The organism is Cupriavidus sp. R6-3, assembly GCF_059772245.1.
Genome location: NZ_JCBAJO010000056.1, coordinates 1 through 23,703, shown reverse-complemented (window position 1 = coordinate 23,703; position 23,703 = coordinate 1). Strand labels below are relative to the sequence as shown.

Sequence of the window (23,703 nt, the reverse complement as noted above, 5' to 3'; positions counted from 1 at the left end):
CGGCCTCTACCACTCCAGGCTGAGCAGCCAGTCGACGAAGTAGCGGGCCTCGGGCTTGAGCGGCGCCTGTTCGCGCTCGACGATGTAGTAGCCATGCGGCGACTCCGATTCGATATCGAGCAGCCGCACCATCTGGCCCAGCGACAGCCAGTGCCGCGCCATGCGCTGGCGCACCAGCGCCACGCCCTGGTTCGAGGCGACCGCCTCCAGCATGAAGCCGATGTCGTTGAACTGCGGGCCGCTCTGCGGCTCCGGCCAGTCGAGCCCGGCGGTCTCGAACCACGGCTTCCACGGCTCCAGCGGACTGCGCAGCAGCACCAGATTGGCCAGGTGCTCGGGCCGCGTGATCGCGCGTCCGTCGATCCGTTCATAGTACTCGCGCCCGCAGGCCGGAAACACCGGCTCCACCAGCAGCCGCGTGGTCTTCAGGTCCGGGTAGCGGCCGGTGCCATAGCGGATCTCGACGTCGGTGTCCTCGGCTTTCACGTCGAGGAAGGGGATCGCCAGCTGCAGTTCCAGGTCGATATGCGGATAGAGCGCGCCGAACTCGGGCAGCCGCGGCACCAGATGCTGGCGGCCGAAGGTCGGCGGCGTGGCGACCCGCAGCCGCGTGCGCATCTTGTTGTACTCGGGCCGGGCGAGCTCGTTCAGCGACTTGAGGGCGTCCTGCACATTGCGCAGATAGCGCGTGCCCGCCGCGGTCAGCCGCAGCGCGGTGTTGGCGCGCACGAACAGGTCCTCGCCCCACAGCTCCTCGAGATTCTTGATCCGGTGCGACACCGCGCTGGGCGTCACCGACAGTTCCTCGGCCGCGCGGGCGAAGCTGCCCAGCCGCGACGCCGCCTCGAAGGCGATCAGCAGATGGAGCGGCGGGATTCGGTTGAACAGCGCGGCCATGGTCGGTTTTGGGTGGGCTTGAGGGGGCGGCTCAGCGGTTCAGTGATTTAGCGGTTCAGCGGCTCGGGCGGAAGATCTTGCCCGGGTTCAGGATGCCGTTCGGGTCCAGCGCCCGCTTGATCGCGCGCATCACGTCGAGCGCGTCCTCGCCATGCTCGCTGACCAGGAAGTCCATCTTGTGCAGGCCGACGCCGTGCTCGCCGGTGCAGGTGCCGCCCATCGCCAGCGCGCGCGAGACGATCGCCGCGTTGAGCGCCTCGGCCTGTTCCAGTTCCTCGGGCTTGTCGGGGTCGGTCAGGATCGCCACGTGGAAATTGCCGTCGCCGACGTGACCGACGATCGGGCAGGGCAGGCCCGAGGCGATCAGGTCGCGCTCGGTCTCGACCACGCAGTCGGCCAGCCGCGAGATCGGCACGCAGACGTCGGTGGTCACCGCGCGGCACCCCGGCTTGAGTTGCAGCATCGCGAAGTAGGCGGTATGGCGGGCGTTCCACAGTCGGCTGCGGTCTTCCGGCCGCGTCGCCCATTCGAAGCCCTGGCCGCCATGCTCGGCGGTGATCTGCTGCACGGTCTCGGCCTGCTCGCGCACGCCGGCCTCGGTGCCGTGGAATTCGAAGAACAGGTGCGGGCTTTCGGGCAGCGTCAGACGGTCGTGGCGGTTGATCGCGCGGATCGCCAGCGCGTCGACGAACTCGACGCGCGCGACCGGCACGCCCAGCTGAATGGTGTCGATCACGGCCCGCACCGCGCTGCCCATGTCGGGGAAGGCGCAGACGGCGGCCGAGATCGCCTCGGGCTGCGGATACAGCCGCACCGTGATCTCGGTGATGATGCCCAGCGTGCCTTCGCTGCCGACGAACAGCCGGGTCAGGTCATAGCCGGCGGAGGACTTGCGGGCGTGGGTGCCGGTCTTGATCACGCGGCCCTCGGCGGTCACCACGGTCAGCGCCAGCACGTTCTCGCGCATGGTGCCGTAGCGCACGGCGTTGGTGCCCGACGCCCGCGTCGCGCACATGCCGCCCAGCGAGGCGTCGGCGCCCGGGTCGATCGGGAAGAACAGGCCGGTGTCCTTGATTTCCTGGTTCAGTTGCTTGCGGGTGACGCCGGGCTGCACCGTGACAGTCAGGTCCTCGGGCTGGACCGCCAGCACCTGGTTCATCTGCGACAGGTCCAGGCTGATGCCGCCGGCCACGGCCAGCAGATGGCCTTCCAGCGACGAGCCCGCGCCGTAGGGAATCAGCGGCACGCCGTGAGCGTTGCACAGCCGGGCGACCTCGGCGACTTCTTCGGTGCTGTGGGCGAACACCACCGCATCGGGCGGGGCCGGCGGGAACGGCGATTCGTCGCGGCCGTGGTGCTCGCGCACGCCCGCCGAGGTAGTGAAGCGCTCGCCGAAGCGCGCCTGCAGGGCGTCGGCCACCTCCGGCGGCAGCGGACGGCGAGTCAGGTCGGCGTGGGGCGTGGGATGGTTCATGCTGGTCTCCGGCGGGGCTGGGCGGGCCAGGCAGGCTGCTTGGCCTTGTCTGGCTGCGGTCGGCATGGACGGTCGTCGTTCATTGCGACCGGGCGAGCCGCCGCCCGTGTCAGGATGCCGCACGGGGCGGCCCGGTGTTGCGGACCCCGTTATTCTACGCCGCGTGCATGGCGCGCCATAATGCGACATCGAGACGGAGGACTTCCATGGGCAATCGATTGAGCCGGATCGCCACCCGCACCGGCGATGCGGGCACCACCGGACTGGGCGACGGCAGCCGTACCGGCAAGGACAGCCTGCGCATCGCCGCCATCGGCGACGTGGACGAGCTGAACGCGCAGCTCGGCGTGCTGCTGACCGAGGCGCTGCCCGACGACATCCGCGCGGCGCTGCTGCACATCCAGCACGACCTGTTCGATCTGGGCGGGGAGCTGTCGATCCCTGGATACACCCTGGTCAAGCCCGAGCAGGTCGCCCAACTCGACGACTGGCTGGCGCACTACAACGCCGATCTGCCCCGGCTGGCCGAATTCATTCTGCCGGGCGGCACCCGCGCGGCGGCGCTGGCCCATGTCTGCCGCACCGTCTGCCGGCGGGCCGAACGGGCGCTGGTCGCCCTCGGCGCGGTCGAAGCGGTCAATGAGGCGCCCCGCCAGTACCTGAACCGGCTGTCGGACCTGCTGTTCGTGCTGGCGCGCGTCGCCAACCGGGCCGGTGGGCAGACCGACGTGCAATGGCAACGCGGCCGCAAGAATTGATTTGACATAAGTGACGGTTCGGGCCGATTCTCGCCCCCGGCGCCGCCGGCGCCCGGCGCCCTAAAAACCAACAAAATTACTCGGATTTGCCGGTTCCGCCCTTGAAAAGGTGCCGGCCGGCCACACTTCGGCCTCAGGTTGAGTTGAGGCCGCGCGGATAGCGATGGCTCAAGAGGAGAGAATAAATGGGTAAGATCATCGGTATCGACCTCGGTACCACCAACAGCTGCGTCGCGATCATGGAGGGCAACACGCCCAAGGTGATCGAGAACTCGGAAGGGGCGCGTACCACCCCCTCGGTCATCGCCTACATGGAAGACGGCGAGATCCTGGTCGGCGCCCCCGCCAAGCGCCAGGCAGTGACCAATCCCCGCAACACCCTGTACGCCGTCAAACGGCTGATCGGCCGCAAGTTCGAAGAGAAGGAAGTCCAGAAGGACATCGGCCTGATGCCGTACTCGATCGTCAAGGCCGACAACGGCGACGCCTGGGTGTCGGTGCGCGACCAGAAGCTGGCCCCGCCGCAAGTCTCGGCCGAAGTGCTGCGCAAGATGAAGAAGACCGCCGAGGACTACCTCGGCGAGCCGGTGACCGAAGCGGTCATCACCGTGCCGGCGTACTTCAACGACGCCCAGCGTCAGGCCACCAAGGACGCGGGCCGCATCGCCGGCCTGGAGGTCAAGCGCATCATCAACGAGCCGACCGCGGCCGCGCTGGCCTTCGGCATGGACAAGAACGAGAAGGGCGACCGCAAGATCGCGGTGTATGACCTCGGCGGCGGTACCTTCGACATCTCGATCATCGAGATCGCGGACGTCGACGGCGAGAAGCAGTTCGAAGTGCTGTCGACCAACGGCGACACCTTCCTCGGCGGCGAGGACTTCGACCAGCGCCTGATCGACTACATTATCGCCGAGTTCAAGAAGGAGCAGGGCGTCGACCTGTCCAAGGACGTGCTCGCGCTGCAGCGCCTGAAGGAAGCGGCCGAGAAGGCCAAGATCGAACTGTCGAGCTCGCAGCAGACGGAAATCAATCTGCCGTACATCACGGCCGACGCCTCGGGTCCGAAGCACTTGAACCTGAAGATCACGCGCGCCAAGTTCGAAGCGCTGGTCGAGGAACTGATCACGCGCACCATCGAACCGTGCCGCATCGCGATCAAGGACGCCGGCGTCAAGGTCAGCGATATCGACGACGTGATCCTGGTCGGCGGCATGACCCGCATGCCCAAGGTGCAGGAGCAGGTGCGCGAGTTCTTCGGCCGCGATGCCCGCAAGGACGTGAACCCGGATGAAGCCGTTGCGGTTGGCGCGGCGATCCAGGGCTCGGTGCTGTCCGGCGATCGCAAGGACGTGCTGCTGCTCGACGTGACCCCGCTGTCGCTGGGCATCGAGACGCTGGGCGGCGTGATGACCAAGATGATCAGCAAGAACACCACGATCCCGACCAAGCATGCGCAGGTGTTCTCGACGGCCGACGACAACCAGCCGGCGGTGACCATCAAGGTCTACCAGGGCGAGCGCGAGATGGCCAGCGGCAACAAGCTGCTGGGCGAGTTCAACCTGGAAGGCATCGCTCCGGCGCCGCGCGGCATGCCGCAGATCGAGGTGTCGTTCGACATCGACGCCAACGGCATCCTGCACGTCGGCGCCAAGGACAAGGCGACCGGCAAGGAAAACCGGATCACCATCAAGGCGAATTCGGGCCTGTCGGAAGAAGAGATCCAGCGCATGGTCAAGGACGCCGAGGCCAACGCCGAGGAAGACCGCAAGGCCCGCGAACTGGCCGACGCGCGCAACCAGGCCGACGCGCTGGTGCACTCGACCCGCAAGGCGCTGACCGAGTACGGCGACAAGCTGGAGTCGGGCGAGAAGGAAAAGATCGAGGCTGCGATCAAGGAACTGGAAGACGCCGCACGCGGCGGCGACAAGACCGAGATCGACGCCAAGGTCGCGACGCTGTCCGAGGTCAGCCAGAAGCTGGGCGAGAAGGTCTACGCCGACATGCAGGCCAAGGCCGGCGAAACCGGCGCGGCGGGGGCTGGTGCCGGCGCTGGCGCGGCCGGCGGTGCGCACGAAGCGCAGCCGCAGGACGACAACGTCGTGGATGCCGAGTTCAAGGAAGTCAACGACAAGAAGTAATGCGACGGACATGGGATGGCGCGGGCCTTGCGCCGGCGCCATGCCTGTCCCGACGCCGGGCGGCGGATATCGGACCAAGCGCGGACCTGCGGGCCGGCGCCGTCGGATTTCCCCGCTCGGCTTTTTGCTATTCGTCGACCGGCGCGCATGTGCGCACCGGTCGGCCAATCAGGGTTTGAGCCACCATGGCAAAACGTGACTACTACGAAGTGCTCGGGGTGGGCAAGAACGCGAGCGACGACGACATCAAGAAGGCGTATCGCAAGCTCGCGATGAAGTACCACCCGGACCGCAATCCGGACAGCAAGGATGCGGAGGAGAAATTCAAGGAGGCCAAGGAGGCCTACGAGATGCTCTCCGATCCCGAGAAGAAGGCGGCCTACGATCAGTACGGCCACGCGGGCGTTGACCCGAACATGGCGGGCGGCTTCGGCGGTGCCCAGGGCTACGGCGGTTTCGCCGAGGCCTTCGGCGATATCTTCGGCGACATCTTTGGCCAAGCGGCCGGCGGGCGGCAACGCGGCGGTCCGCAGGTCTATCGCGGCGCCGACCTGCGCTACAGCATGGAGATCACGCTCGAGCAGGCCGCGCACGGCCACGAGGCGCAGATCCGCGTGCCGCACTGGGACGATTGCGACCACTGCCACGGCAACGGCGCCGAGCCCGGCTCGCACGTCGAAACCTGCCCCACCTGCAAGGGCATAGGACAGGTGCGCGTGTCGCAGGGCTTCTTCACGATGCAGCAGACTTGCCCGAAGTGCCACGGCACCGGCAAGTACATCCCCAAGCCGTGCGTCAAATGCCACGGCCAGGGCAAGATCAAGACGCAGAAGACCCTCGAGGTCAAGATCCCGGCCGGCATCGACGAAGGCATGCGGATCCGCTCGACCGGCAATGGCGAACCCGGCATCAACGGCGGCCCTCCGGGCGACCTCTATGTCGAGGTCCATATCAAGCCGCACCCGGTGTTCGAGCGCGACGGCGACGACCTGCATTGCCAGATGCCGATCTCGTACGCCACCGCTGCGCTGGGCGGCGACCTCGAAGTGCCGACGCTGAATGGCAAGGCCAGCTTCCCGGTCCCGGAAGGCACCCAGACCGGCCGCACCTTCCGCCTGCGCGGCAAGGGCATCAAGGGCGTCCGCTCTGGCACGCCCGGCGACCTCTACGTGCACGTCAACGTCGAGACGCCGGTCAAGCTGACCGAGGCGCAGAAGGAACTGCTGCGCCAGTTCGATCGCTCGGTCCACGAAGGCGGCTCGCGGCATAGTCCGCAGGAGCAGTCCTGGTTGGATAAGGTCAAGAGCTTTTTTAGCTGAGTCGCGCTTCCCCGGGTGTGCGGGGAATGACAAAAAGCCGCGCCCTTGGTTGGGCGCGGCTTTTTTATTGGTGCGGGAGGTGTTGTGTGCCCGCTATGCCGACTGGGCCGTCATACGACGTTGCATAGAAGCTGCGAGCAGCTGCGGTCCGGCTTAGGTCGTCCGGTGCCCGTTTCCATCGTCTTCGGCTGCTGGGGTACCCAGTCGATCCTCTTCGGCTCCACGAAGCGGAAGGTTTTGACGTCCTGACGCCAGGTGCCATTGGGTTCGTAGTCAGGCGCAACTACATGGAAGATGTCGGCGAAGGCTTGCCTCATCGATTCCTCGTTGTCGAAGGGGCCGAGGACGTTCAGTGGAACGCCCTTCCTTTCGGCGGCGAGCAGGCGGAGCTTGTAGTGGTTTGTGGAAGTGTAGAAGTCGGGGCCTTGTTCCATATCGGCACAAATCAGCGGGATCTCCTTTTCCAATTGATGCTGAACGTCGCTCGGAGTCCTGATCAGCAAATCTTGCTTGTCGCAGTAGTAATGCTTTGCCCAAGGTGGAGCGGCAGGTAATACCGGTGCGCCTGGAAAATGACGTTGAAGGAAACGCCCCTTTGGGCCGGGCTCATACAACAGAGAAAAATCCTCCATATCAATCACGCCATTCAAAAGACCTGCCACGAGCACAATGTCGTGCCGCGAATGGTGCAATGGGAGTTTCTCAGCATCGCTCGCCGAAATTCCTAGACGCGTGAGGTGATGCGGCTTGATCCCATCGGGATGGTCGGTGTCTCTCCTGGTGTGTTGGACAAACAGGTCGAGGATGTCGAAAAACACCTTGCGAGTTATCTTATTGGCGGCGTACGCGGAGGCCACTAGTAAGATAGTTGGAATGCCCAGAAAATGTATGTGTGCGCCGTGCACAGCGAGATTCCGCGCTTTCAGCGTCTTCAGCATGTCGTTCTTTCCCACAGGGTCTGGATTCTGGGACTTACATGCATTCGTCACTCCATCGGCTGAATGATCGCTTGGCGCGATAGCGAATTGTCCTAAGCGCTTCGTATCTGAAGACGATGCATCGATGCAGGTACGCGCAATGAAGGCCGAGGCCCGACGCGCGTGATCCATGGGGTTTAACGTGTTCAAAGGTGACGAGCGGCTAGTGGAGGAGTGGAGCATGGTCTAATTCCTGGGATGGGATTGGGGAGCCGACTTGCGCTTGGACCTCGGAATGGGACGGGTTACGCAACTCGGGGGAATATGACGCACGGGCTGGCTTTTCTCGCGGCTGCACAAGCAACGTGGGGTTGGTTCCTTCAGATCCCGATGCGTCTGTCTCCTCCAAAGACTTCGGTGCGCGTGGAAAGATTCGAGCGTTGAACCACAGCAGCTCCGTCGACACGGATACCGTTCTGGTCTCCGTGAGCATCAAGCCACCGTGGAGGCCGATCTCTTCTTCGCGAAAGTCGCCCGTGTAGGCGCCGAATCCGCCAAGCTTGTAGTGCTCGTTCTTGGTCAGCAAACTCAAGCAGCGCTGCGCCACCGCGTAGCGATCACACAGGTCGCCAAACGGAAAGATGTCGCCGCTCAGTCCTTCTGCCAATGCCGTCCATGCGTTGAGCTCGGTGAGCTTGTCGTCCACCAGATATCGCCGGACCATGAAGGTCTGCCTGGAGTCCCGAGTGTGCAATCGCAGGTACTGCATGCACTTGTCGAGCTCCAGTTTCATCGCGTCAGGGGTCAGCGATTCGTTGTACGCACCCCATTGTTCTCGCACTTCCGGAATGTTCGAGTGTGCGATCAAGTCATCGACATTGCGAAAAACGATGTCCCACGCGAAAGTAGGCTGGGTGAGGCCATCCCTTGTTTCTCGCCGAATAAAATGTTGAGCGCCTCGTTCCCTGAAAGTTACTGTTGTACCCACCAGCTCGCCTGATGACAGGGCGCTCTTGAGATGGCTTGTGAGTTCACTTGGCAGCACGGTAGCGAGCACGCGCACTGCCGCACTGCAGCGGGAGCCGGCCCCAATGCCGTGAACCGCCACCCGCGTGGATCCGGTCCGGTCGACCCGCGTCTGGCGAGTCAGCAGATCGGTCTCCTTGCCCAGGCGTGCATTGAGAGCGCCCTGAAGAAGCCCTTCTTTTACCTTGAATCCAACACCGGCAGAAATGCCAGCATTGACGGATTCTGATGAGGTCTTGTTGTCAAAGACATTCAGGGCGAGTGCCCCCTTCAACAGGGGCTGAAAGCACTGGTAGCACAGCTCTCGAAGCGCGCGGTCACCTTTCGATGGATACGGCGCAGCAGCCAGGTCTTTCTCAATCTTGTTCGCCAATTTCTTGCCGAATACGACGTTGACGGCGTCCTGGCTAGTCTTTACCCAGTCTCTTGAGCCGGGGGTGGCCGGGGAACGTATGGCGATGCCGATCTCGGTACCATCTCGATCGACGTAGCTTGCGTCCACACCGACGTCCAGGGCGGTCGTCGTGGAGACGCTGATGCCGGCCCCGACCTGGCCGGTATCTCCCGTGGTCTCGCTGACGGTCATCGTCTGCCCACCGACGGAACTACTCAAGATGCCGAAGCTTCCCGTACGGGTGGTGGTACTCGCCTGCGAGAACGAGACGCTTATCGTGGGGGCGGGGCCGGCGAGGATGGCGGCGGCGCCGGCACCGATGCTGACGCTCGCCCCTGCACCCCCAGTCCTCGAAACGCTGCCCTTGGCACCGTTGCCGAGATTGGTGTCGATTCGATGACTTGCGATCTGTCGGAAATCTTCCCTGGTGCGCGGCGTCTCGGGGAGTACCACTCCGGCATCGGCCTTGTCGCGGCCGGCTCGCAGCATCGCGACGACCTGCCGGTATTCCTGGAAGCGGCGAGATATCTCAGTCGCTTCCATAGACACTCCCGGCCTTGCCGGGATCGCTTCCGGTGCCGTTGCACTCAGCACGCCGGCCTCCGCCGCCCATTCGTCAATCACGCCTAGATCGATTCGTGTAATGCCGCTCAATTCCGCTTCTATTTCTAGTCGATGCGGACGATTGGCTGGAACATCGATCAGGTCGCTGATGACGGCGCTCTTGAATGCATCCGTGACGGTATATGCGTGCAGACGCATGCCGAATTCAGTGGAGCACAGCCATTGCGTTAGAACAGCATATCGGACGAGGTAGGCTATTTGCTGCGCAGTCGTAATATCATCCTGCGCCGCCACATCGGATCGCTGCTCTGACTGGGGGGCTAAACTGGCTTTCGCATAACGTTGTTGCATGGCCGTCAAATGTTGGCGAATCCTCGACAGGAATATTTTGGTATCACCTTCATTGAGAAGTTGGCGAGTCAGCTTTTCAATGTCGCCGTCAGGGCAAAACTGCACCGCACTATCCATCTCAATGATCCGAATAACATTGTCAAGCTGGGTAAAAATTTGATTAAGTTCAACGTCTAACTCGGCGCCTGTTTCGCTTGGCAAATAAACCTTCCGTATTTGGTCTCCAAATACCAAAACATCCCGCAACAATGCCTCATGCTGAAGCAACGGAATCCCCGCCACCATCTTGAAATGCAACACCAGCAATCGTGTCATCCGGCCCATTGCCGTGTGGTAGTCCTGGCTCTGCTGCGTCACGGTTCTTCGGGTGACTGCCTGCGTCATCGGATCACCCAACGCCAAGGCAACGGGTGAATCGTCGGGCATCAGCTCGTTCTCGACACCCGTCAGCAGATCGACGCGCCTGCGCGGCAGCCACTCCAATACCAGCTTGTTGAGCAGGTGCTGAAATTGTGCGAGCAGGCCATCATCCAGGTCGTCGCGGAAGCCGTTACGCCACAAGGCGAGCGCCACGACTTCGTCTTTCGACAACGGTGCCGCCAAGGATGGCACCGAACCTGCGCCCTCCATCGCTCGGCGCTGGGCCTTCATCCATGCAGGATCGGCCAACGCGCGAATCTGCATCAGCTTGACGGCACCGATCAACGCGCGATACGCCAGCCGGTTTTCCCGTCGATGGTTTGCATCGGCCAGCATGGCCGCGGCATATTGGGCGGCGCCGATTGGATGTCCGGTCCAGGCCCGCAGGGCATCAAGTTCGCTTGCGATGTTGCCGTCGGCGTTTGCCGATCCACGGCGCGCGTCCTCTTGGCGGGCCGCATCACTACGGGAGCTCAAGTAATCGCACGCTTGAAGATAGATCCGCAATGCCGCTTGCCACTGTTCCACGACCGGCTCCGGCAAATCTGTGGGCCGGCCGATCAGCTCCAGGAGCATCTGAAGGCCAAGCTCGCAACGAGATAGCCGACGAGCGGCCTGCCAGCATTGAATCGCTGCCTCACTGTGGTCGCTCAACTGATGCCAAGAAGAGCCCAGCATGCCGAGCACCTCGGCTGCTTCCTGCGGTGACCGTTTCCGTGGCGTTTGTTCGGCACAGACGTGGGTCGAGATTGCGCATCCAAGCAACAGCAGCTTTGCGCGGGTAACAAGCGGCACGTGCGCACTGCCAGCATTGGCAACCGCAGCCCCCTGGACGCCAACCATGGCGAGCATCGTTTCATATAGCCGCGCAAATGCCTGCTGTGCGTCTTCGCCGGCGAGGTCGAAGGCTGCCGTGAGTTCCGTTCGGCAAGCCTCGTCATCCAATTCTGGCGCTGCTCCAGCCTGCAATTTCGTTGCTGGCCCAAAGAGCCGACAGAGCAAGCCATTTCGCCACGTGTAATCGCGTTCGCTCAGAGGCTTGCACGCTGTCGAAATCTTGATCTTGCCCGCCGGCCGCGTACCATGGTTTGCCAAATGCACGACGGCGTAGTTGGACTGGCCTTCCGTCGTTTTTTTACCGGGCGTCTGGATACTGACTGTTGGCGCCAGTACGCTCGGCGGCCCCTCCGCCTTCTCCTGCCCATCCGCAAATCCCGTCCAGCTTTCGACTGCCTTGCCGATCCGATAGGACCGGCTGCCTACACCGCGGAGTTGAAAAAAATCGGCAACTCGGTGAGTAAAGAACTCCTTGATGGCCTGGAAGAATCGCGTGGCGAGCGGGAGATCTTCGATATCGAGTCGGCAGACCTGAACGCCGAACTGGCCGGTTCTGGTGACCAGGTATTCGTGGCCCTCGACTTGTACATTCACATAGCCGATGTCGCCTTCACGAACCCGGAGCAGCGGTTCCTTCTCTGACCTTGGGACGGTGGCCAAGTCCTCGAGGCGCGCACACTTGATGGTAGATGTCCTGGCTCCCATCTCTCCCCCGTAGCGGTTTCAGTCCCGTGCGTCATGCACGGGGCGACGGTCCCGTTTTCTTTTTTCGCCATCACTGCGGACGGCATGGCGGCAACGATCCGCGCATTGGGCAGACCTCGCTATAAAAAACGGCGGAGAGTTGTTTTTGCTGGCAACGACAAAGACTGTGCGCTTGTGGGAAGGCGCGCGGACGGCGACGTCGAGCGGTGGTTGTCCCGCGAGCGAATTGCGAAGGCGGGTCCATCGCGGGCGATAATGTGGCCTCTCTTTTGTCTGCCGGCCCGAAGCCGCGCCCAAGGCGTTCCCTCACCCTGCTGCCCGATGTCCACGTTGTCCCCTAGCTCAGGCCATTCCGCTTCGTCCTTCCTGCCTCGGATCGACCCTGGCGCGCCGTTCGTCCTGCTCGACGAGGCCACGGGCGAGGGGACGACGTGCCGGCTCTATACCGGCTTCATGCGCATGGACGTCGTGCCGGCGGGTGCACTGGAGCATTTGGAGCCGAGCCTGAAAGACGGGTGGAGGGAAGGTTGGCATGCCTGCCTGTTCGCCCCTTACGAATTCGGCGCGCCCCTGGTTCGGGTGCCGACGCTGGCGCAGCCCAGTGCCGCCAATCCGTTTGCCGATGGCGGGATGCGCGTCCTGTGGTTCGCGTCCAAGACGGTGTGCGATGCGGCGAAGATCGGGCGCTGGCTCGATGAACATTGCGACACCACCGCGCCCGCCGGCGCGATGCAGGTCCGCTCGGATACCGACGAACGCAGCTTCCACGCGGCCATCGCCCGCATCCACGAATGGATCGAGGCTGGCGATACCTATCAGGTCAATTTCACGCAGCGCCTGCGCTTCGCATCCTTTGGCGATCCGATCGCTTTCTATCGGGACTTGCGCCGCGCGCAGCCGGTGCCGTATGGCGCGCTGGCCAGGCTGCCCGGCGATCACTGGGTGCTGTCGCTATCGCCCGAGCTGTTCTTCCGTCATGAGGGCGGCGGCAAGCTGGTGACCCGGCCGATGAAGGGCACCGCCTTGCGCAGCGGCGATGCGAAGCGCGATGCCGAAGCCGCGGCCGCACTGGCGGCGGACGACAAGAACCGGGCCGAGAACGTGATGATCGTCGACCTGCTGCGCAACGATCTCGGCAGGGTCGCGCAGCCGGGTACGGTGCAGGTGCCCGAACGCTTCGCCGTGCAGCCGTTCGGCCAGGTCCTGCAAATGACTTCGACGGTGACGGCCACCGCTCGCGCCGGGACCACGCTGGCCGGCCTGCTGGCCGCGCTGTTTCCGTGCGGCTCGATCACCGGTGCGCCGAAGCGCCGGACCATGGAGATCATCGCCGAGCTGGAGCGCGCCCCGCGCGGCCTCTATACCGGCGCGATCGGCTGGGTCGACGCGCCCGAACCGGGCGAAACGCTGGGACAGGCGGCCTTGTCCGTGGCGATCCGCACGCTGGTGCTCGGTCCGCGCCGCGACGACGGCCTGAGGGCAGGCGAAATGGGTGTCGGCAGCGGCATCGTGCACGACAGCGTTGCTGCCGACGAGTACGCCGAATGCGGCTGGAAGGCGCGCTTCCTGACGGGGCACGATCCGGGCTTCACGTTGATCGAGACGATGCGGGTGGAGCAGGGCCGCTGCCTGCGGCTAGATGCGCATCTGGCCCGGCTGCGTGCGTCAGCGGCGTGTTTCGGTTTTCGTTTCGATCAGCAAGCGGTGCGCGAGGCGATCGCGCGGGAGGCGGCAGCCCTCGCACAAGGTCCCGCGCGGCTACGGCTCACGCTGGACAAGGCCGGAACGCTGCGATGCACCTCCGGTGCGCTGGCCCCGTTGCCGCAAGGACCGGTGGGCCTGATCGTCGCCGACGTCGCCTTGCCTGTCGCCGATCCCTTGCGCCGGCACAAGACCAGCGCGCGCGACACCTTCGACGCCGGTTGGCGCGAAGCCGAGCGCATCGGCGCCTTCGACAGCCTGTTCTTCAACACGCGTGGCGAACTGCTGGAAGGGGGACGCAGCTCGGTCTTCGTGCGCGTCGACGGCCGCTGGCTGACGCCGCCGCTGTCGGCGGACATCCTGCCGGGCGTGATGCGTAACGAGGTGCTGCGCGATGGCGTTGGCTATCTCGGCGGAACGGTGGTCGAGAGCCCGATCACGCGCGAGATGCTGCTGCGCGCCGACGAACTGGCGATCGCCAACGCGCTGCGCGGCGTGCTGCCCGCCACGCTGCGCTTGCCCGCAGAAAAGCCCTAACGGTGATGGGTGTCGAGCCGCCCGTCGGTCAGCTTCCAGCGCACCACGCCGGGCAGATTGATCAGGTCGCGGTCGTGGCAGATCATCACCACGGTCCGCCCTTCGGCGGCAAGCTCGCGCACCAGGGCGATCACCTGTTCGCGCGCGTGGCCGTCCAGGTTCGAGGTCGGCTCGTCGAGCAGCAGCAGGTCCGGCTCGAGCACCTTGGCGCGGGCCAGCGCCACGCGCTGGATTTCGCCGCCGGACAGGCGGTCGGGCGCGGTGTCCTGGACATGCGTGATCCCGGCCCAGCCCAGCGCGGCGCCGACGCGGCGCGCGACCTCGTCGGCCGGCAGTCCGCGCGCATGCAGCCCGTAGGCGATGTTCTCGCGCACCGAGGTACGGAACAGGTAGGGATGCTGATGCATGTAGGCGATGCGCTGGCGCAGCGCGAGCGGCAGCGGATCGAGCGAGGCGCTGCACGGCCGGCCGTCGGTGCCGGTCCAGTCGACGGTGGCGCCGGGCGCGCGTTCGAGGCCGGCGATCATCCGCAGCAGCGTGGTCTTGCCGGCGCCGTTGACGCCGGTCAGCACCACCGCGGTGGCGCGCGGAAAGGCCAGCGCGTCGATATCGAACAGCGCTCGCGCGCCGATGCGGCGGCGCAGCCCGCGCACCACCAGCAGCGGCGGCGCCAGCGCGTCCCCGGCGGGGCGGTTCCGATCCGACTCCGGTGCATTCATCGGCGAAATCCTCCGGCGCCCTGCAACCACGCCAGCAGCACGTTGACCAGCAGCGCGAGGGCCACCAGCACGATGCCAAGCGCGATGCCCTGGGCGAATTCGCCCTTGCTGGTCTCCAGGGCGATCGCGGTGGTGATGGTACGGGTCGAGCCTTCGATATTGCCACCGATCATCAGCGCCGAGCCCACTTCCGCGATCACGCGGCCGAAGCCGGCGACCACCGCCGCCATCAGGCCGAAGCGCAGCTCGCGCAGTACGGTGAAGAAGGTGCGCCAGGCGCCGGCGCCCAGCACCCAGGCGGTCTCGCGCAGCCGCGCATCGGCGCCCTGCAGCGTCGACAGCGCGAACGCCAGCACCACCGGAAAGCCGATCACGGCCTGGCCGATCACCATGCCGGTGGGCGTGAACAGCAGCCCGAGGCTGCCCAGCGGCCCCTGGCGCGTCAGCAGCAGATAGAGGATCAGGCCGACCAGCACGGTCGGAAACGACAGGAAGGCCTGCGCCAGCACCACCACCAGCCGCCGGCCGGGGAAGTCATGGGTGGCGATCAGGTAGGCGGCGCCGATCGCCGGGGCGGTGGCGATCGCCAGCCCGGCGAAGGCGACCTTCAGCGAGGTCCAGACGATCTCCCACAGCGCGGGATCGCCGCCGGCGAGCAGCGCGAAGGCGGTCGCGGTGGCGGCGCCGATCTCCATCGGGCGGCGTCAGGCCGAGAAGGTGTGTTCGGGCGCGGGGAAGCTGCCGTCCTTGACCGCGGCGACATAGGCGCGGATCGCGGCCTCGATCGAGGTCTGGCCTTCCATGAAGTTGCGCACGAACTTCGCCTTGCGGCCGGGATAGATGTTCAGCATGTCTTGCAGCACCAGCACCTGGCCCGAGCAATCCACGCCGGCGCCGATGCCGATGGTCGGAATCTCCAGCTGGCTGGTCACGGTGGCGGCCAGCGCGGCCGGCACCGCTTCCATCACGATCAGCTGGGCGCCGGCGCTTTGCAGCGCCTCGGCGTCGCGGCGCAGCTGGGCCGCGCTCGCGTCGGTCTTGCCCTGCACCTTGAAGCCGCCGAAGGCATGCACCGACTGCGGCGTCAGCCCGATATGCGCGCACACCGGAATGCTGCGCTCGACCAGGAAGCGGACGGTCGGCGCCAGCCATTCGCCGCCTTCGAGCTTGACCATCTGCGCGCCGGCGCGCATCAGCGTCACGGCGCTGGCGAAGGCCTGCTCGGGCGTGCCGTAGGTGCCGAAGGGCAGGTCGGTGACGACCAGCGCGGTCTGGTTGCCGCGCGCCACGCATTCGGTGTGGTACGCCATTTGTTCCAGCGTGACGGGCAGCGTGGTCTGCTGGCCCTGCATCACGTTGCCCAGCGAATCGCCGATCAGGATCACCTCGACGCCGCAGTGGTCGAGCAGCGCGGCAAAGCTCGAGTCGTACGCGGTCAGCATCACGATCTTTTCGCCGGCGGCGCGCATCGCCTGCAGCTTGGGGATCGTGATGGACTTGCGGGAGGGTTCCAGGAGATAGCTCATCGTTGTGCCTCGGAGGTCCGCTGGCCGGCGCCCGGAACGGGCGGGGCTGTCAGCTGCGGAAGATGAAATAGACGGCACCGACCATGCACAGCGCCGCCCACACGTAGTCCCACTTGAAGCTTTGCTGCATGTACAGCAGCGAGAACGGCACGAACACCGTCAGCGTGATCGCTTCCTGCAGGATCTTCAGTTGCGCCAGCGAGATGCCATGCTGGAAACCGATCCGGTTGGCCGGCACCTGCAGCAGGTACTCGAACAGCGCGATGCCCCAGCTGACGATCGCCGCGATATACCAGGGGCGGCTGCCCAGGTCCTTCAGGTGGCCGTACCACGCGAAGGTCATGAACACATTGGACAGCGTCAGCAGGCCGGCAGTCAGGAAGAACGGGGAGATTCCGCTTGGCGCGTACATTGGCAGAAGGAAACTTTGTCGATGCGCTGGCCCGCGACCGCGGGCAGATGGTCGGCCGCGCGGCCCAGGCCCGGAATCACCAGCTCGGGTTCGAGCTCGAGCAGCGGCACCAGCGTGAACGCGCGCGCCGCGACGCGCGGATGCGGTACGGTCAGTTGCGCGCCGTCATGCATTTCGTCGCCGAACACCAGCAGGTCCAGGTCCAGCGTGCGCGGCGCATTGCGAAAGGGCCGCTCGCGGCCGAACTGGTCTTCGATATGGTGGCAGATGACCAGCAGCTGGGCGGCCGTGAAGCTGGTCTCCAGCTTGACCACCGCGTTGTAGTAATCGTCGCCGCCGGCATCGACCGGCGCGCTGCGATACAGCGAGGATCGCGCCACGATCCGGATGCCGACCTGCTGCGCCAGGCAGACGATGGCATCCTTGACGGCTTGTCTTGCGTCGCCCAGATTGGCGCCGATGCCGATGAAGGCCAGTGTCATTCGGTTTCCTCCGGCTGGCCGCGCGCGCCGCCTTGCTGGTCGGCTGCCGCGTCCGTCTCATCCCGGGGGGAAACTTTATCCGATTTCCGCGCCGGCCGCCGACGGCGCTTCTTGCGCGCCGGACCCTCGCTGCCGGCGGTGCCGGAGGCGCGTGCCGCTTCGATCAGATTCTCGCGGCCTTCGGAGTCGGCGTTCTGGAAGTCCAGCCACCAGGTCGCCAGTTCGGCCGGCATCTCACCGGCCTCGCAGCGCAGCTGCAGGAAGTCGAAGCCGGCGCGGAAGCGCGGCGATTCCAGCAGGCGGAACGGCATGCGGCCGACGCGTTTCTCGAAGCGCGGCTGCATGCCCCAGATGTCGCGCATGTCGGTGACGAAGCGGCGCTGGATGGCCAGCTGGCCGGTCTGCCGCTCGAGCACGTCGTCCATCGCCGTATTGAGCGCCGCGATCGGATGCTCGCCGCCTTCGCGCAGCGACTTCCAGCGCTGCAGCACGTGGTGCCACAGCAGCGCGGCGAACAGGAAGCCCGGCGAAACCGGCTTGCCGGCCTGCACGCGGCGGTCGGTGTTGTCCAGCGCCAGCTGCACGAAGCGCTGGCCCAGCGGCTGTTCGATCGCGACGTCGAGCAGCGGCAGCAGGCCCTTGTGCAGGCCGGCCTTGCGCAGCTCCTGCAGCGAGGCCCAGGCGTGGCCCGACATCAGCAGCTTGAGCATCTCGTCGAACAGGCGCGCGCTCGGCACGTTGTGGATCAGCGAGGCCAGGTCGGCGATCGGCTGGCGCGTGGCCTCGTCGATGTCGAAGCCGGTCTTGGCGGCGAACCGCACCACGCGCAGCATCCGCACCGGGTCCTCGCGATAGCGGGTGACCGGATCGCCGATCATCCGCAGCGTGCGCGCCCGCATGTCTTCCATGCCGTGGTGGTAGTCGTGCACGGTCTGCTCGGCCGGGTCGTAGTACATCGCATTGATGGTGAAATCGCGCCGTTCGGCGTCCTCCGCCTGCGAGCCCCAGACGTTGTCGCGCAGCACCCGGCCGGAGGCGTCGATCGCGTGGGTCTTGTTGTCCAGTTCGGCGCGCTTGAGCCGGCGGCCTTCGGGCAGCGTTTCGCTGGCCACCGCGTCGACCAGCGCGCGAAAGGTCGACACCTCGATGATTTCCTGCTCGCGCCCGCCGTAGAAGGTCACGTGCACGATCTGGAAGCGCCGGCCGATGATGCGCGAGCGGCGGAACAGCGCCTGCACCTGGTCGGGCGTGGCGTTGGTCGCCACGTCGAAGTCCTTGGGCTTGATGCCGAGCAGCAGGTCGCGCACCGCGCCGCCGACGATGAAGGCCTGGTAGCCGGCCTGCTGCAGCGTGCTGGTGACCTTGACCGCGTTGCGCGACAGCAGCGTGGGATCGATCTGGTGCTCGTCGGCGCTGATGATGCGCGGTGTGTGGGCGCGGCCGAGGCGTCGCTGCTTGGGCCCGGGCTTGCCCAGCAGCCGGTTGATAAGCTTCTTGATCACGTCAGAACAGGTCCATGATGCGCCAGCCGGCCGCGGCGGCATGATGGCGGAGGCGCTCGTCCGGGTTGGTGGCGATCGGCTCGGTGACCTTGGCCAAGAGCGGCAGGTCGTTCATCGAATCGCTGTAGAAAGTGGTGGTGGCGAAGTCCTGCCAGCGCGCGCCCTGTTCCTTCAGCCAGGCCTCGACGCGGGCGATCTTGCCTTCGCGGAAGCTCGGAATGCCGAACACTTCGCCGGTGTAGGCGCTCTCGGCCAGGCCGTCGGCGGTGGCGGGTTCGGTGGCGATCAGGTGCTTGATGCCGAAGGCGGCGGCGATCGGCGCGGTGACGAAGCTGTTGGTCGCCGTGACGATGGCGCACAGGTCGCCGGCGTCCAGATGCTTGTAGACCAGCGCGCGCGCCTGCGGCGTGATGGCCGGCTCGATCACTTCGTGCATGAACTGCTGGCGCCAGGCGTTCAGGCGCTCGCGCGGATGGGCCGCCAGGGGGGCCAGCGCGAACTTCAGGAAGGCCTGGATATCGAGGGTGCCGGCCTTGTAGTGGCCGTAGAACTCGTCGTTCTTGCGACGATAGGTTTCCTCGTCGACCACGCCAAGACGGACCAGAAAGCGGCCCCATTCGTGGTCGCTGTCGGTCGGGATCAGGGTGTGGTCGAGGTCGAACAATGCCAGATTCATGGGCGGCGATTTTACCTTAAGGGGATGACGGCCGGCTTGGCGGCCGATTGCAGGGAGCGTGCCAAGGGGCGGGCCGGGTGCGAGCCGGTGTTTGGGGCCGCTGCGCGGGCCGGCGTGTGGGCCGGTGTGTAGGGCTTCCGGCCGGCCCGCGCGCTATTCACGGAGCTCGGCGAACATTTCGCGCAGCAGTGGCAGCGTCACCGCCCGCTTGCGTTCGAGCGAATAGGTATCGAGCGCGTCCAGCAGCGCCATCAGGCTGGGCATGTCGCGATAGTGGCGCGTCACCAGCCAGTGCGGGATTTCGGGGGACAGCTGCAGCCCGCGCTCGCGCGCGGCCTGCACCAGCGCGGCCATCTTGTCGTCGTCCGACAGCGGCGCGAGCTGGTAGACCAGGCCCCAGCCGAGCCGCGTGCGCAGGTCCTCGCGCACCGGCATGGTGACCGGGGCCAGGCTGCCGGCCACCACCAGCGCGGTGCGCACGTGCGCGCGCACCTCGTTATACAGGGAAAACACCGCGATCTGGCGGGCCTCGTCGAGCAGGTCGACGTCGTCGACCGTGTACAGCTGGCAGCTCGGATCGAAGATGAAATCGGCCAGCGCGTGGTGCGGGCTCAGATAGCGGCAGCGCAGGCCGGCATGGGGGCCGGCGTCGCACAGCGCGTGCAGCAGATGGGTGCGGCCCGAGCCGGTCTCGCCCCACAGATAGATCAGCCGGTCGGCGGCGCGCTCCTGCGCCACCGCGCCCGGCAGTTCGCGCAGCCGCTGCACCGGCTCGCGGTTGGCCGACACGAAGAAGTTCTCGAAGGTCGATGGCGGCGGGCTGCCCAGTTCGAGCGACAGTTGCTTGGGGCGCGGAGACATGGCGTATCGATTACTTCCGGTAGAGGTCGCTTGTCACATACAGCCGCCGCAACTGGCGGGCGCCGACCAGCAGGACCGCGCAGGTCGGCAGCGCCAGCAGCACGCCGAAGAAGCCGAACAGCTGCCCGAAGGCCAGCAGCGCGAAAATCACCACCAGCGGATGCAGCCCGATCCGGTCGCCCACCAGGCGCGGCGTCAGATAGAAGCTCTCGACGAACTGGCCGATGCCGTAGACCAGGGCGACCGCGCCCAGCCCGTACAGATTGCCGAACTGCAGCAGCGCCGCGACGATCGCCAGCGCCAGGCCGAAGCCGAAGCCGATATAGGGGATGAAGACCGCCAGGCCGGTGAACACGCCGATCGGGATCGCGATCTCGAAGCCGGCGATGGTCAGGCCGATCGAATACAAGGCGGCCAGGATCAGCATCACCACGATCTGCCCGCGCAGATACTGCGACAGCAGCGCGTCGGTCTCGGCGGTCAGCTCGCGCACCTTGGGCACCCAGCGGCGCGGCACCAGGCCCTCGATGCGGCGCATCACCATGTGCCAGTCCATCAGCAGATAGAACATGACGATCGGCACCAGCAGCGCCAGCCCGCCATAGGTGATCAGCGCGGTGCCGGAGACGCGCACATAGGTCAGCAGCACCGCCAGCAGGTCCTCCGGGCTGGCGGCGAAGCGCTCCGACATCATGCGGCGCAGCCCCGGGAAGTCGAAGCGCACGCGCACGCCGAGTTCGGACAAGCGCGGGGCCACCACCGAGTTGAGTTTCTTCAGCAGTTCGGGCAGCTGCTCGCGCAACTGCGGAATCTCGCGCTGGAGCACGGCGATGACCAGCAGCACCAGCAACACCACGACGACGATCAGCAGCAGGATCATCAGCGAGACGGCAATCACCCGGGGCACCTTGTGCCGCTGCAGCCAGTCGACGCCGGGGTTCAGGATGTAGGCGAAGATGAACGCGAACAGGAAGGGCGACAGCACCGGCGCCAGCGCCAGCAGCGTGGCGAACAGCGCGACGCCGAGCGCGACCCAGAGCAGAATGCGCTTGGCCTCGTGGGACAGCAGGGGGGCGTTCATCGGGACAGTGGGGGAAAGACCGGTAAAAAGAGACCAGCTGAAAGAGACCAGCAAAAGGAAAGCCGAGGACGCGCGGCAAGCGCGGGTCGTCGCCCGGCGGCGGCGGGTTTGCACGGCACAAGCCGATGCAACTGGAAGCCGACACCCGGTATCCGTTAAAATCGCGATTCTACTGGACTCGCGACCCGCCAACCGGCGCCGCGAGGGCCGCATTCCTCACTTGTGCGTGGTCCGACGCGTGATCCGACTCGCCCGAGTGTCGTCATTTCCACCATCCAGGACCCGCAGAATTCCATGAGCGCAGCCCCCACTTCCGGCCAGGCAGGCCTTTCGTACCGCGATGCCGGCGTTGACATCGATGCGGGCGACGCGCTCGTCGACCGTATCAAGCCCTTCGCCAAGCGCACCATGCGCGAGGGCGTGATGGCCGGCATCGGGGGCTTCGGCGCGCTGTTCGAGTTGTCGCGCAAGTTCAAGGAGCCGGTGCTGGTGTCCGGCACGGACGGCGTCGGCACCAAGCTGAAGCTGGCCTTCCAGCTGAACCGCCACGACACCGTGGGCCAGGATCTGGTCGCGATGAGCGTCAACGACATCCTGGTGCAGGGCGCCGAGCCGCTGTTCTTCCTCGACTATTTCGCCTGCGGCAAGCTGGACGTCGATACCGCCGCCACCGTGATCCAGGGCATCGCCCATGGCTGCGAACTGGCCGGCTGCGCGCTGATCGGCGGCGAGACCGCGGAAATGCCGAGCATGTACCCGGACGGCGAATACGATCTGGCCGGCTTCGCGGTCGGCGCGGTCGAGAAGAGCCGCATCATCGACGGGACCACCATCGTGCCGGGCGATGTGGTGCTGGGCCTGGCCTCGTCTGGCGCGCATTCGAACGGCTATTCGCTGGTGCGCAAGATCATCGAGGTCGCCAAGCCGGACCTGGAGGCCGATTTCCACGGCCAGCGCCTGCAGGACGCCATCATGGCGCCGACGCGCATCTACGTGAAGCCGCTGCTGTCGCTGATCGAGACGCTCCCGGTCAAGGGCATGGCCCACATCACCGGTGGCGGCCTGACCGAGAACGTGCCGCGCGTGCTGCCCAAGGAAGTCACCGCGGTGCTGCAGCGCGATGCCTGGACGCTGCCGCCGCTGTTCCAGTGGCTGCAGGCCCAGGGCCGCGTCGCCGACGACGAGATGCACCGCGTGTTCAACTGCGGCATCGGCATGGTGGTGATCGTGGCCAAGGAAGACGCCGAACGCGCGATCCGGCATCTGCAGGCCGCCGGCGAGGCGGTGTGGCAGATCGGCGAGATCCGCGAGCGCGAGGAGGGGCAGGCGCCGACCGTGGTGATCTGACCACGGTGGTCTGATCCTCCCGGCGTTGGGACAAAAAAACAGGCGGATGCTTTGGCATCCGCCTGTTTTTGTTTGGGCGCGTCGCTGCCCGTGTCGAGGCAGGCCGGCTTGTCCAGGCCCGTTTGTTCAAGCCCGCTTGTTCACGCCCGCTTCTTCAAGCCCGTTTGTTCAAGCCCGCTTGTTCATGCCCGCGCCGTCAGGCTGACTTCCCCGCCATCGCCGTCAACGCCTCGCCGGTAACCCGGCAGATGCGCCAGTCCGGCAGCACGCTGGCGCCCATCGCGCGATAGAAGTCGATCGACGGCGTGTTCCAGTCCAGCACCGTCCATTCGAAACGGCCGCAGCCGCGCTCGACCGCCAGTCCCGCCAGATGGATCAGCAGGGCCTTGCCGATGCCGTGGCCGCGCCAGGCCGGCTCGACATACAGGTCCTCCAGATAGAGGCCGGGCTTGGCCAGGAACGTCGAGTAGTTATGGAAGAACAGCGCGAAGCCGATCGCGCGCGGGCCTTCGGGCGTGGGCACCTCGGCCAGCACGGCCTCGGCCAGCGGGCGCGCGCCGAACAGCGTCCGGCTCAGTTTCTCGGGCGTGGCCTCGACCAGATGGGTCAGCTTTTCGTACTCGGCGAGCTCGGCGATCAGGCGCAGCAGCGTGTCGCAGTCGTCGGCGGTGGCGGGGCGCAGCGTGAAGGCGGTGGCGGTCATGGCGGCGGAATTTGAATGTAGTAGCCCGGACGGGACGAGGCCGCGATTATCGCGCGCTCGCCGTGCCGTCGGCTACGGGCCCGGCTGCGCCAGCCGCGCGACCTGGTCGACATAGTCCGGCGCCAGGCAATCGACCACCAGCCGCTCGGGCGTCGAGCGCAGCCACGTCAGCTGCCGCTTGCACAGCTGGCGCGTCGCCGCGATGCCGCGCTCGCGCATCGTGGCGAAGTCGCAGAGGCCGTCCAGATATTCCCAGACCTGCCGGTAGCCGACGCAGCGGATCGATGGCAGTCCCGGATGCAGGTCGCCGCGTGCCCGCAGGCGTTCGACCTCGTCCAGCAGCCCGCCGGCGA

19 protein-coding genes and 1 pseudogene are annotated in these 23,703 nt (G+C 65.9%); 5 read left to right on the top strand and 15 right to left on the bottom strand.

Translation table 11 applies throughout. The features are described from left to right. Positions 1 to 6: 6 nt before the first annotated feature. Positions 7 to 897, bottom strand: coding sequence for a LysR substrate-binding domain-containing protein (locus AC6EI8_RS11770; protein ID WP_149316676.1), 891 nt, complete (start codon positions 895 to 897; stop codon positions 7 to 9). A 55-nt stretch (positions 898 to 952) separates the two neighbouring features. Then, positions 953 to 2,371, bottom strand: coding sequence for an FAD-binding oxidoreductase (locus AC6EI8_RS11765; RefSeq protein WP_498382006.1), 1,419 nt, complete (start codon positions 2,369 to 2,371; stop codon positions 953 to 955). Positions 2,372 to 2,577: 206 nt separating this feature from the next. On the opposite strand from AC6EI8_RS11765, the gene AC6EI8_RS11760 reads away from it, so the two are divergent. The 3 genes from AC6EI8_RS11760 to dnaJ all read left to right on the top strand — a co-directional run bounded on the left by AC6EI8_RS11760 (position 2,578) and on the right by dnaJ (position 6,589). Then, positions 2,578 to 3,129 (top strand): cob(I)yrinic acid a,c-diamide adenosyltransferase, encoded by a 552-nt coding sequence (locus tag AC6EI8_RS11760; protein WP_498382005.1) that lies wholly within the window; start codon positions 2,578 to 2,580, stop codon positions 3,127 to 3,129. 185 nt (positions 3,130 to 3,314) lie between these two features. Beyond that, entirely contained in the window at positions 3,315 to 5,270 is a 1,956-nt protein-coding gene (gene dnaK / locus AC6EI8_RS11755; RefSeq protein ID WP_149316678.1) for a molecular chaperone DnaK, read from the top strand. Between the two features lie 185 nt (positions 5,271 to 5,455). Next, positions 5,456 to 6,589 carry a molecular chaperone DnaJ gene (gene dnaJ, locus AC6EI8_RS11750; RefSeq protein ID WP_006575623.1) on the top strand — a complete coding sequence of 378 codons (1,134 nt, stop codon included), beginning with the start codon at positions 5,456 to 5,458 and terminating at the stop codon, positions 6,587 to 6,589. A 110-nt stretch (positions 6,590 to 6,699) separates the two neighbouring features. On the opposite strand, the gene AC6EI8_RS11745 is transcribed toward dnaJ, so the two are convergent. Together AC6EI8_RS11745 and AC6EI8_RS11740 are read right to left on the bottom strand one after the other, a co-directional pair. Continuing rightward, complete coding sequence (locus AC6EI8_RS11745; protein ID WP_498382004.1) at positions 6,700 to 7,527, bottom strand: hypothetical protein; 828 nt, start codon at positions 7,525 to 7,527, stop codon at positions 6,700 to 6,702. 202 nt (positions 7,528 to 7,729) lie between these two features. Continuing rightward, on the bottom strand, positions 7,730 to 11,758 hold the full coding sequence (locus AC6EI8_RS11740; RefSeq protein WP_498382003.1) for a hypothetical protein: 4,029 nt from the start codon (positions 11,756 to 11,758) through the stop codon (positions 7,730 to 7,732). 366 nt (positions 11,759 to 12,124) lie between these two features. On the opposite strand from AC6EI8_RS11740, the gene AC6EI8_RS11735 reads away from it, so the two are divergent. Further along, positions 12,125 to 14,041, top strand: coding sequence for a chorismate-binding protein (locus tag AC6EI8_RS11735; RefSeq protein ID WP_498382002.1), 1,917 nt, complete (start codon positions 12,125 to 12,127; stop codon positions 14,039 to 14,041). On the opposite strand, the gene AC6EI8_RS11730 is transcribed toward AC6EI8_RS11735, so the two are convergent. From AC6EI8_RS11730 to AC6EI8_RS11690, 9 genes are all read right to left on the bottom strand, one after another. Next, positions 14,038 to 14,760, bottom strand: coding sequence for an ATP-binding cassette domain-containing protein (locus AC6EI8_RS11730; protein WP_226107176.1), 723 nt, complete (start codon positions 14,758 to 14,760; stop codon positions 14,038 to 14,040). The genes AC6EI8_RS11735 and AC6EI8_RS11730 overlap by 4 nt on opposite strands. Further along, a complete protein-coding gene (locus tag AC6EI8_RS11725; protein WP_149316682.1) occupies positions 14,757 to 15,455 on the bottom strand; it encodes an ABC transporter permease in 699 nt (232 codons plus the stop codon). Before AC6EI8_RS11725 ends, AC6EI8_RS11730 begins: the two co-directional genes overlap by 4 nt. Positions 15,456 to 15,464: 9 nt before the next feature. Then, positions 15,465 to 16,286 carry a 3-methyl-2-oxobutanoate hydroxymethyltransferase gene (gene panB, locus AC6EI8_RS11720; protein WP_149316683.1) on the bottom strand — a complete coding sequence of 274 codons (822 nt, stop codon included), beginning with the start codon at positions 16,284 to 16,286 and terminating at the stop codon, positions 15,465 to 15,467. A 49-nt stretch (positions 16,287 to 16,335) separates the two neighbouring features. After that, positions 16,336 to 16,698, bottom strand: coding sequence for a DMT family protein (locus AC6EI8_RS11715; protein ID WP_149316684.1), 363 nt, complete (start codon positions 16,696 to 16,698; stop codon positions 16,336 to 16,338). Next, positions 16,662 to 17,180 carry a 2-amino-4-hydroxy-6-hydroxymethyldihydropteridine diphosphokinase gene (folK, locus tag AC6EI8_RS11710; protein ID WP_149316685.1) on the bottom strand — a complete coding sequence of 173 codons (519 nt, stop codon included), beginning with the start codon at positions 17,178 to 17,180 and terminating at the stop codon, positions 16,662 to 16,664. Before folK ends, AC6EI8_RS11715 begins: the two co-directional genes overlap by 37 nt. Further along, positions 17,177 to 18,682 (bottom strand): polynucleotide adenylyltransferase PcnB, encoded by a 1,506-nt coding sequence (gene pcnB, locus AC6EI8_RS11705; protein WP_226107177.1) that lies wholly within the window; start codon positions 18,680 to 18,682, stop codon positions 17,177 to 17,179. The genes folK and pcnB overlap by 4 nt, the downstream gene beginning before the upstream one ends. A 1-nt stretch (position 18,683) precedes the next feature. Continuing rightward, positions 18,684 to 19,358: a histidinol-phosphatase gene (locus AC6EI8_RS11700; RefSeq protein ID WP_006578919.1), complete on the bottom strand. Its 675-nt coding sequence runs from the start codon at positions 19,356 to 19,358 to the stop codon at positions 18,684 to 18,686. A gap of 153 nt (positions 19,359 to 19,511) precedes the next feature. After that, the gene (gene hda, locus AC6EI8_RS11695) at positions 19,512 to 20,219 is read right to left on the bottom strand and encodes a DnaA regulatory inactivator Hda (protein ID WP_149316687.1); all 708 of its coding nucleotides are present in this window, start codon (positions 20,217 to 20,219) and stop codon (positions 19,512 to 19,514) included. A gap of 10 nt (positions 20,220 to 20,229) precedes the next feature. Continuing rightward, positions 20,230 to 21,300 carry an AI-2E family transporter gene (locus tag AC6EI8_RS11690; RefSeq protein WP_149316688.1) on the bottom strand — a complete coding sequence of 357 codons (1,071 nt, stop codon included), beginning with the start codon at positions 21,298 to 21,300 and terminating at the stop codon, positions 20,230 to 20,232. Between the two features lie 294 nt (positions 21,301 to 21,594). Between AC6EI8_RS11690 and purM the strand changes: the two genes are divergently transcribed. Further along, positions 21,595 to 22,647, top strand: coding sequence for a phosphoribosylformylglycinamidine cyclo-ligase (gene purM / locus AC6EI8_RS11685; protein WP_498382001.1), 1,053 nt, complete (start codon positions 21,595 to 21,597; stop codon positions 22,645 to 22,647). Between the two features lie 196 nt (positions 22,648 to 22,843). Here the strand turns inward: purM and AC6EI8_RS11680 are convergent, their stop codons facing one another. After that, on the bottom strand, positions 22,844 to 23,350 hold the full coding sequence (locus AC6EI8_RS11680; protein ID WP_498382000.1) for a GNAT family N-acetyltransferase: 507 nt from the start codon (positions 23,348 to 23,350) through the stop codon (positions 22,844 to 22,846). Positions 23,351 to 23,422: 72 nt separating this feature from the next. Beyond that, positions 23,423 to 23,703, bottom strand: a pseudogene (locus AC6EI8_RS11675) (tRNA (adenosine(37)-N6)-dimethylallyltransferase MiaA); the annotation flags it as partial.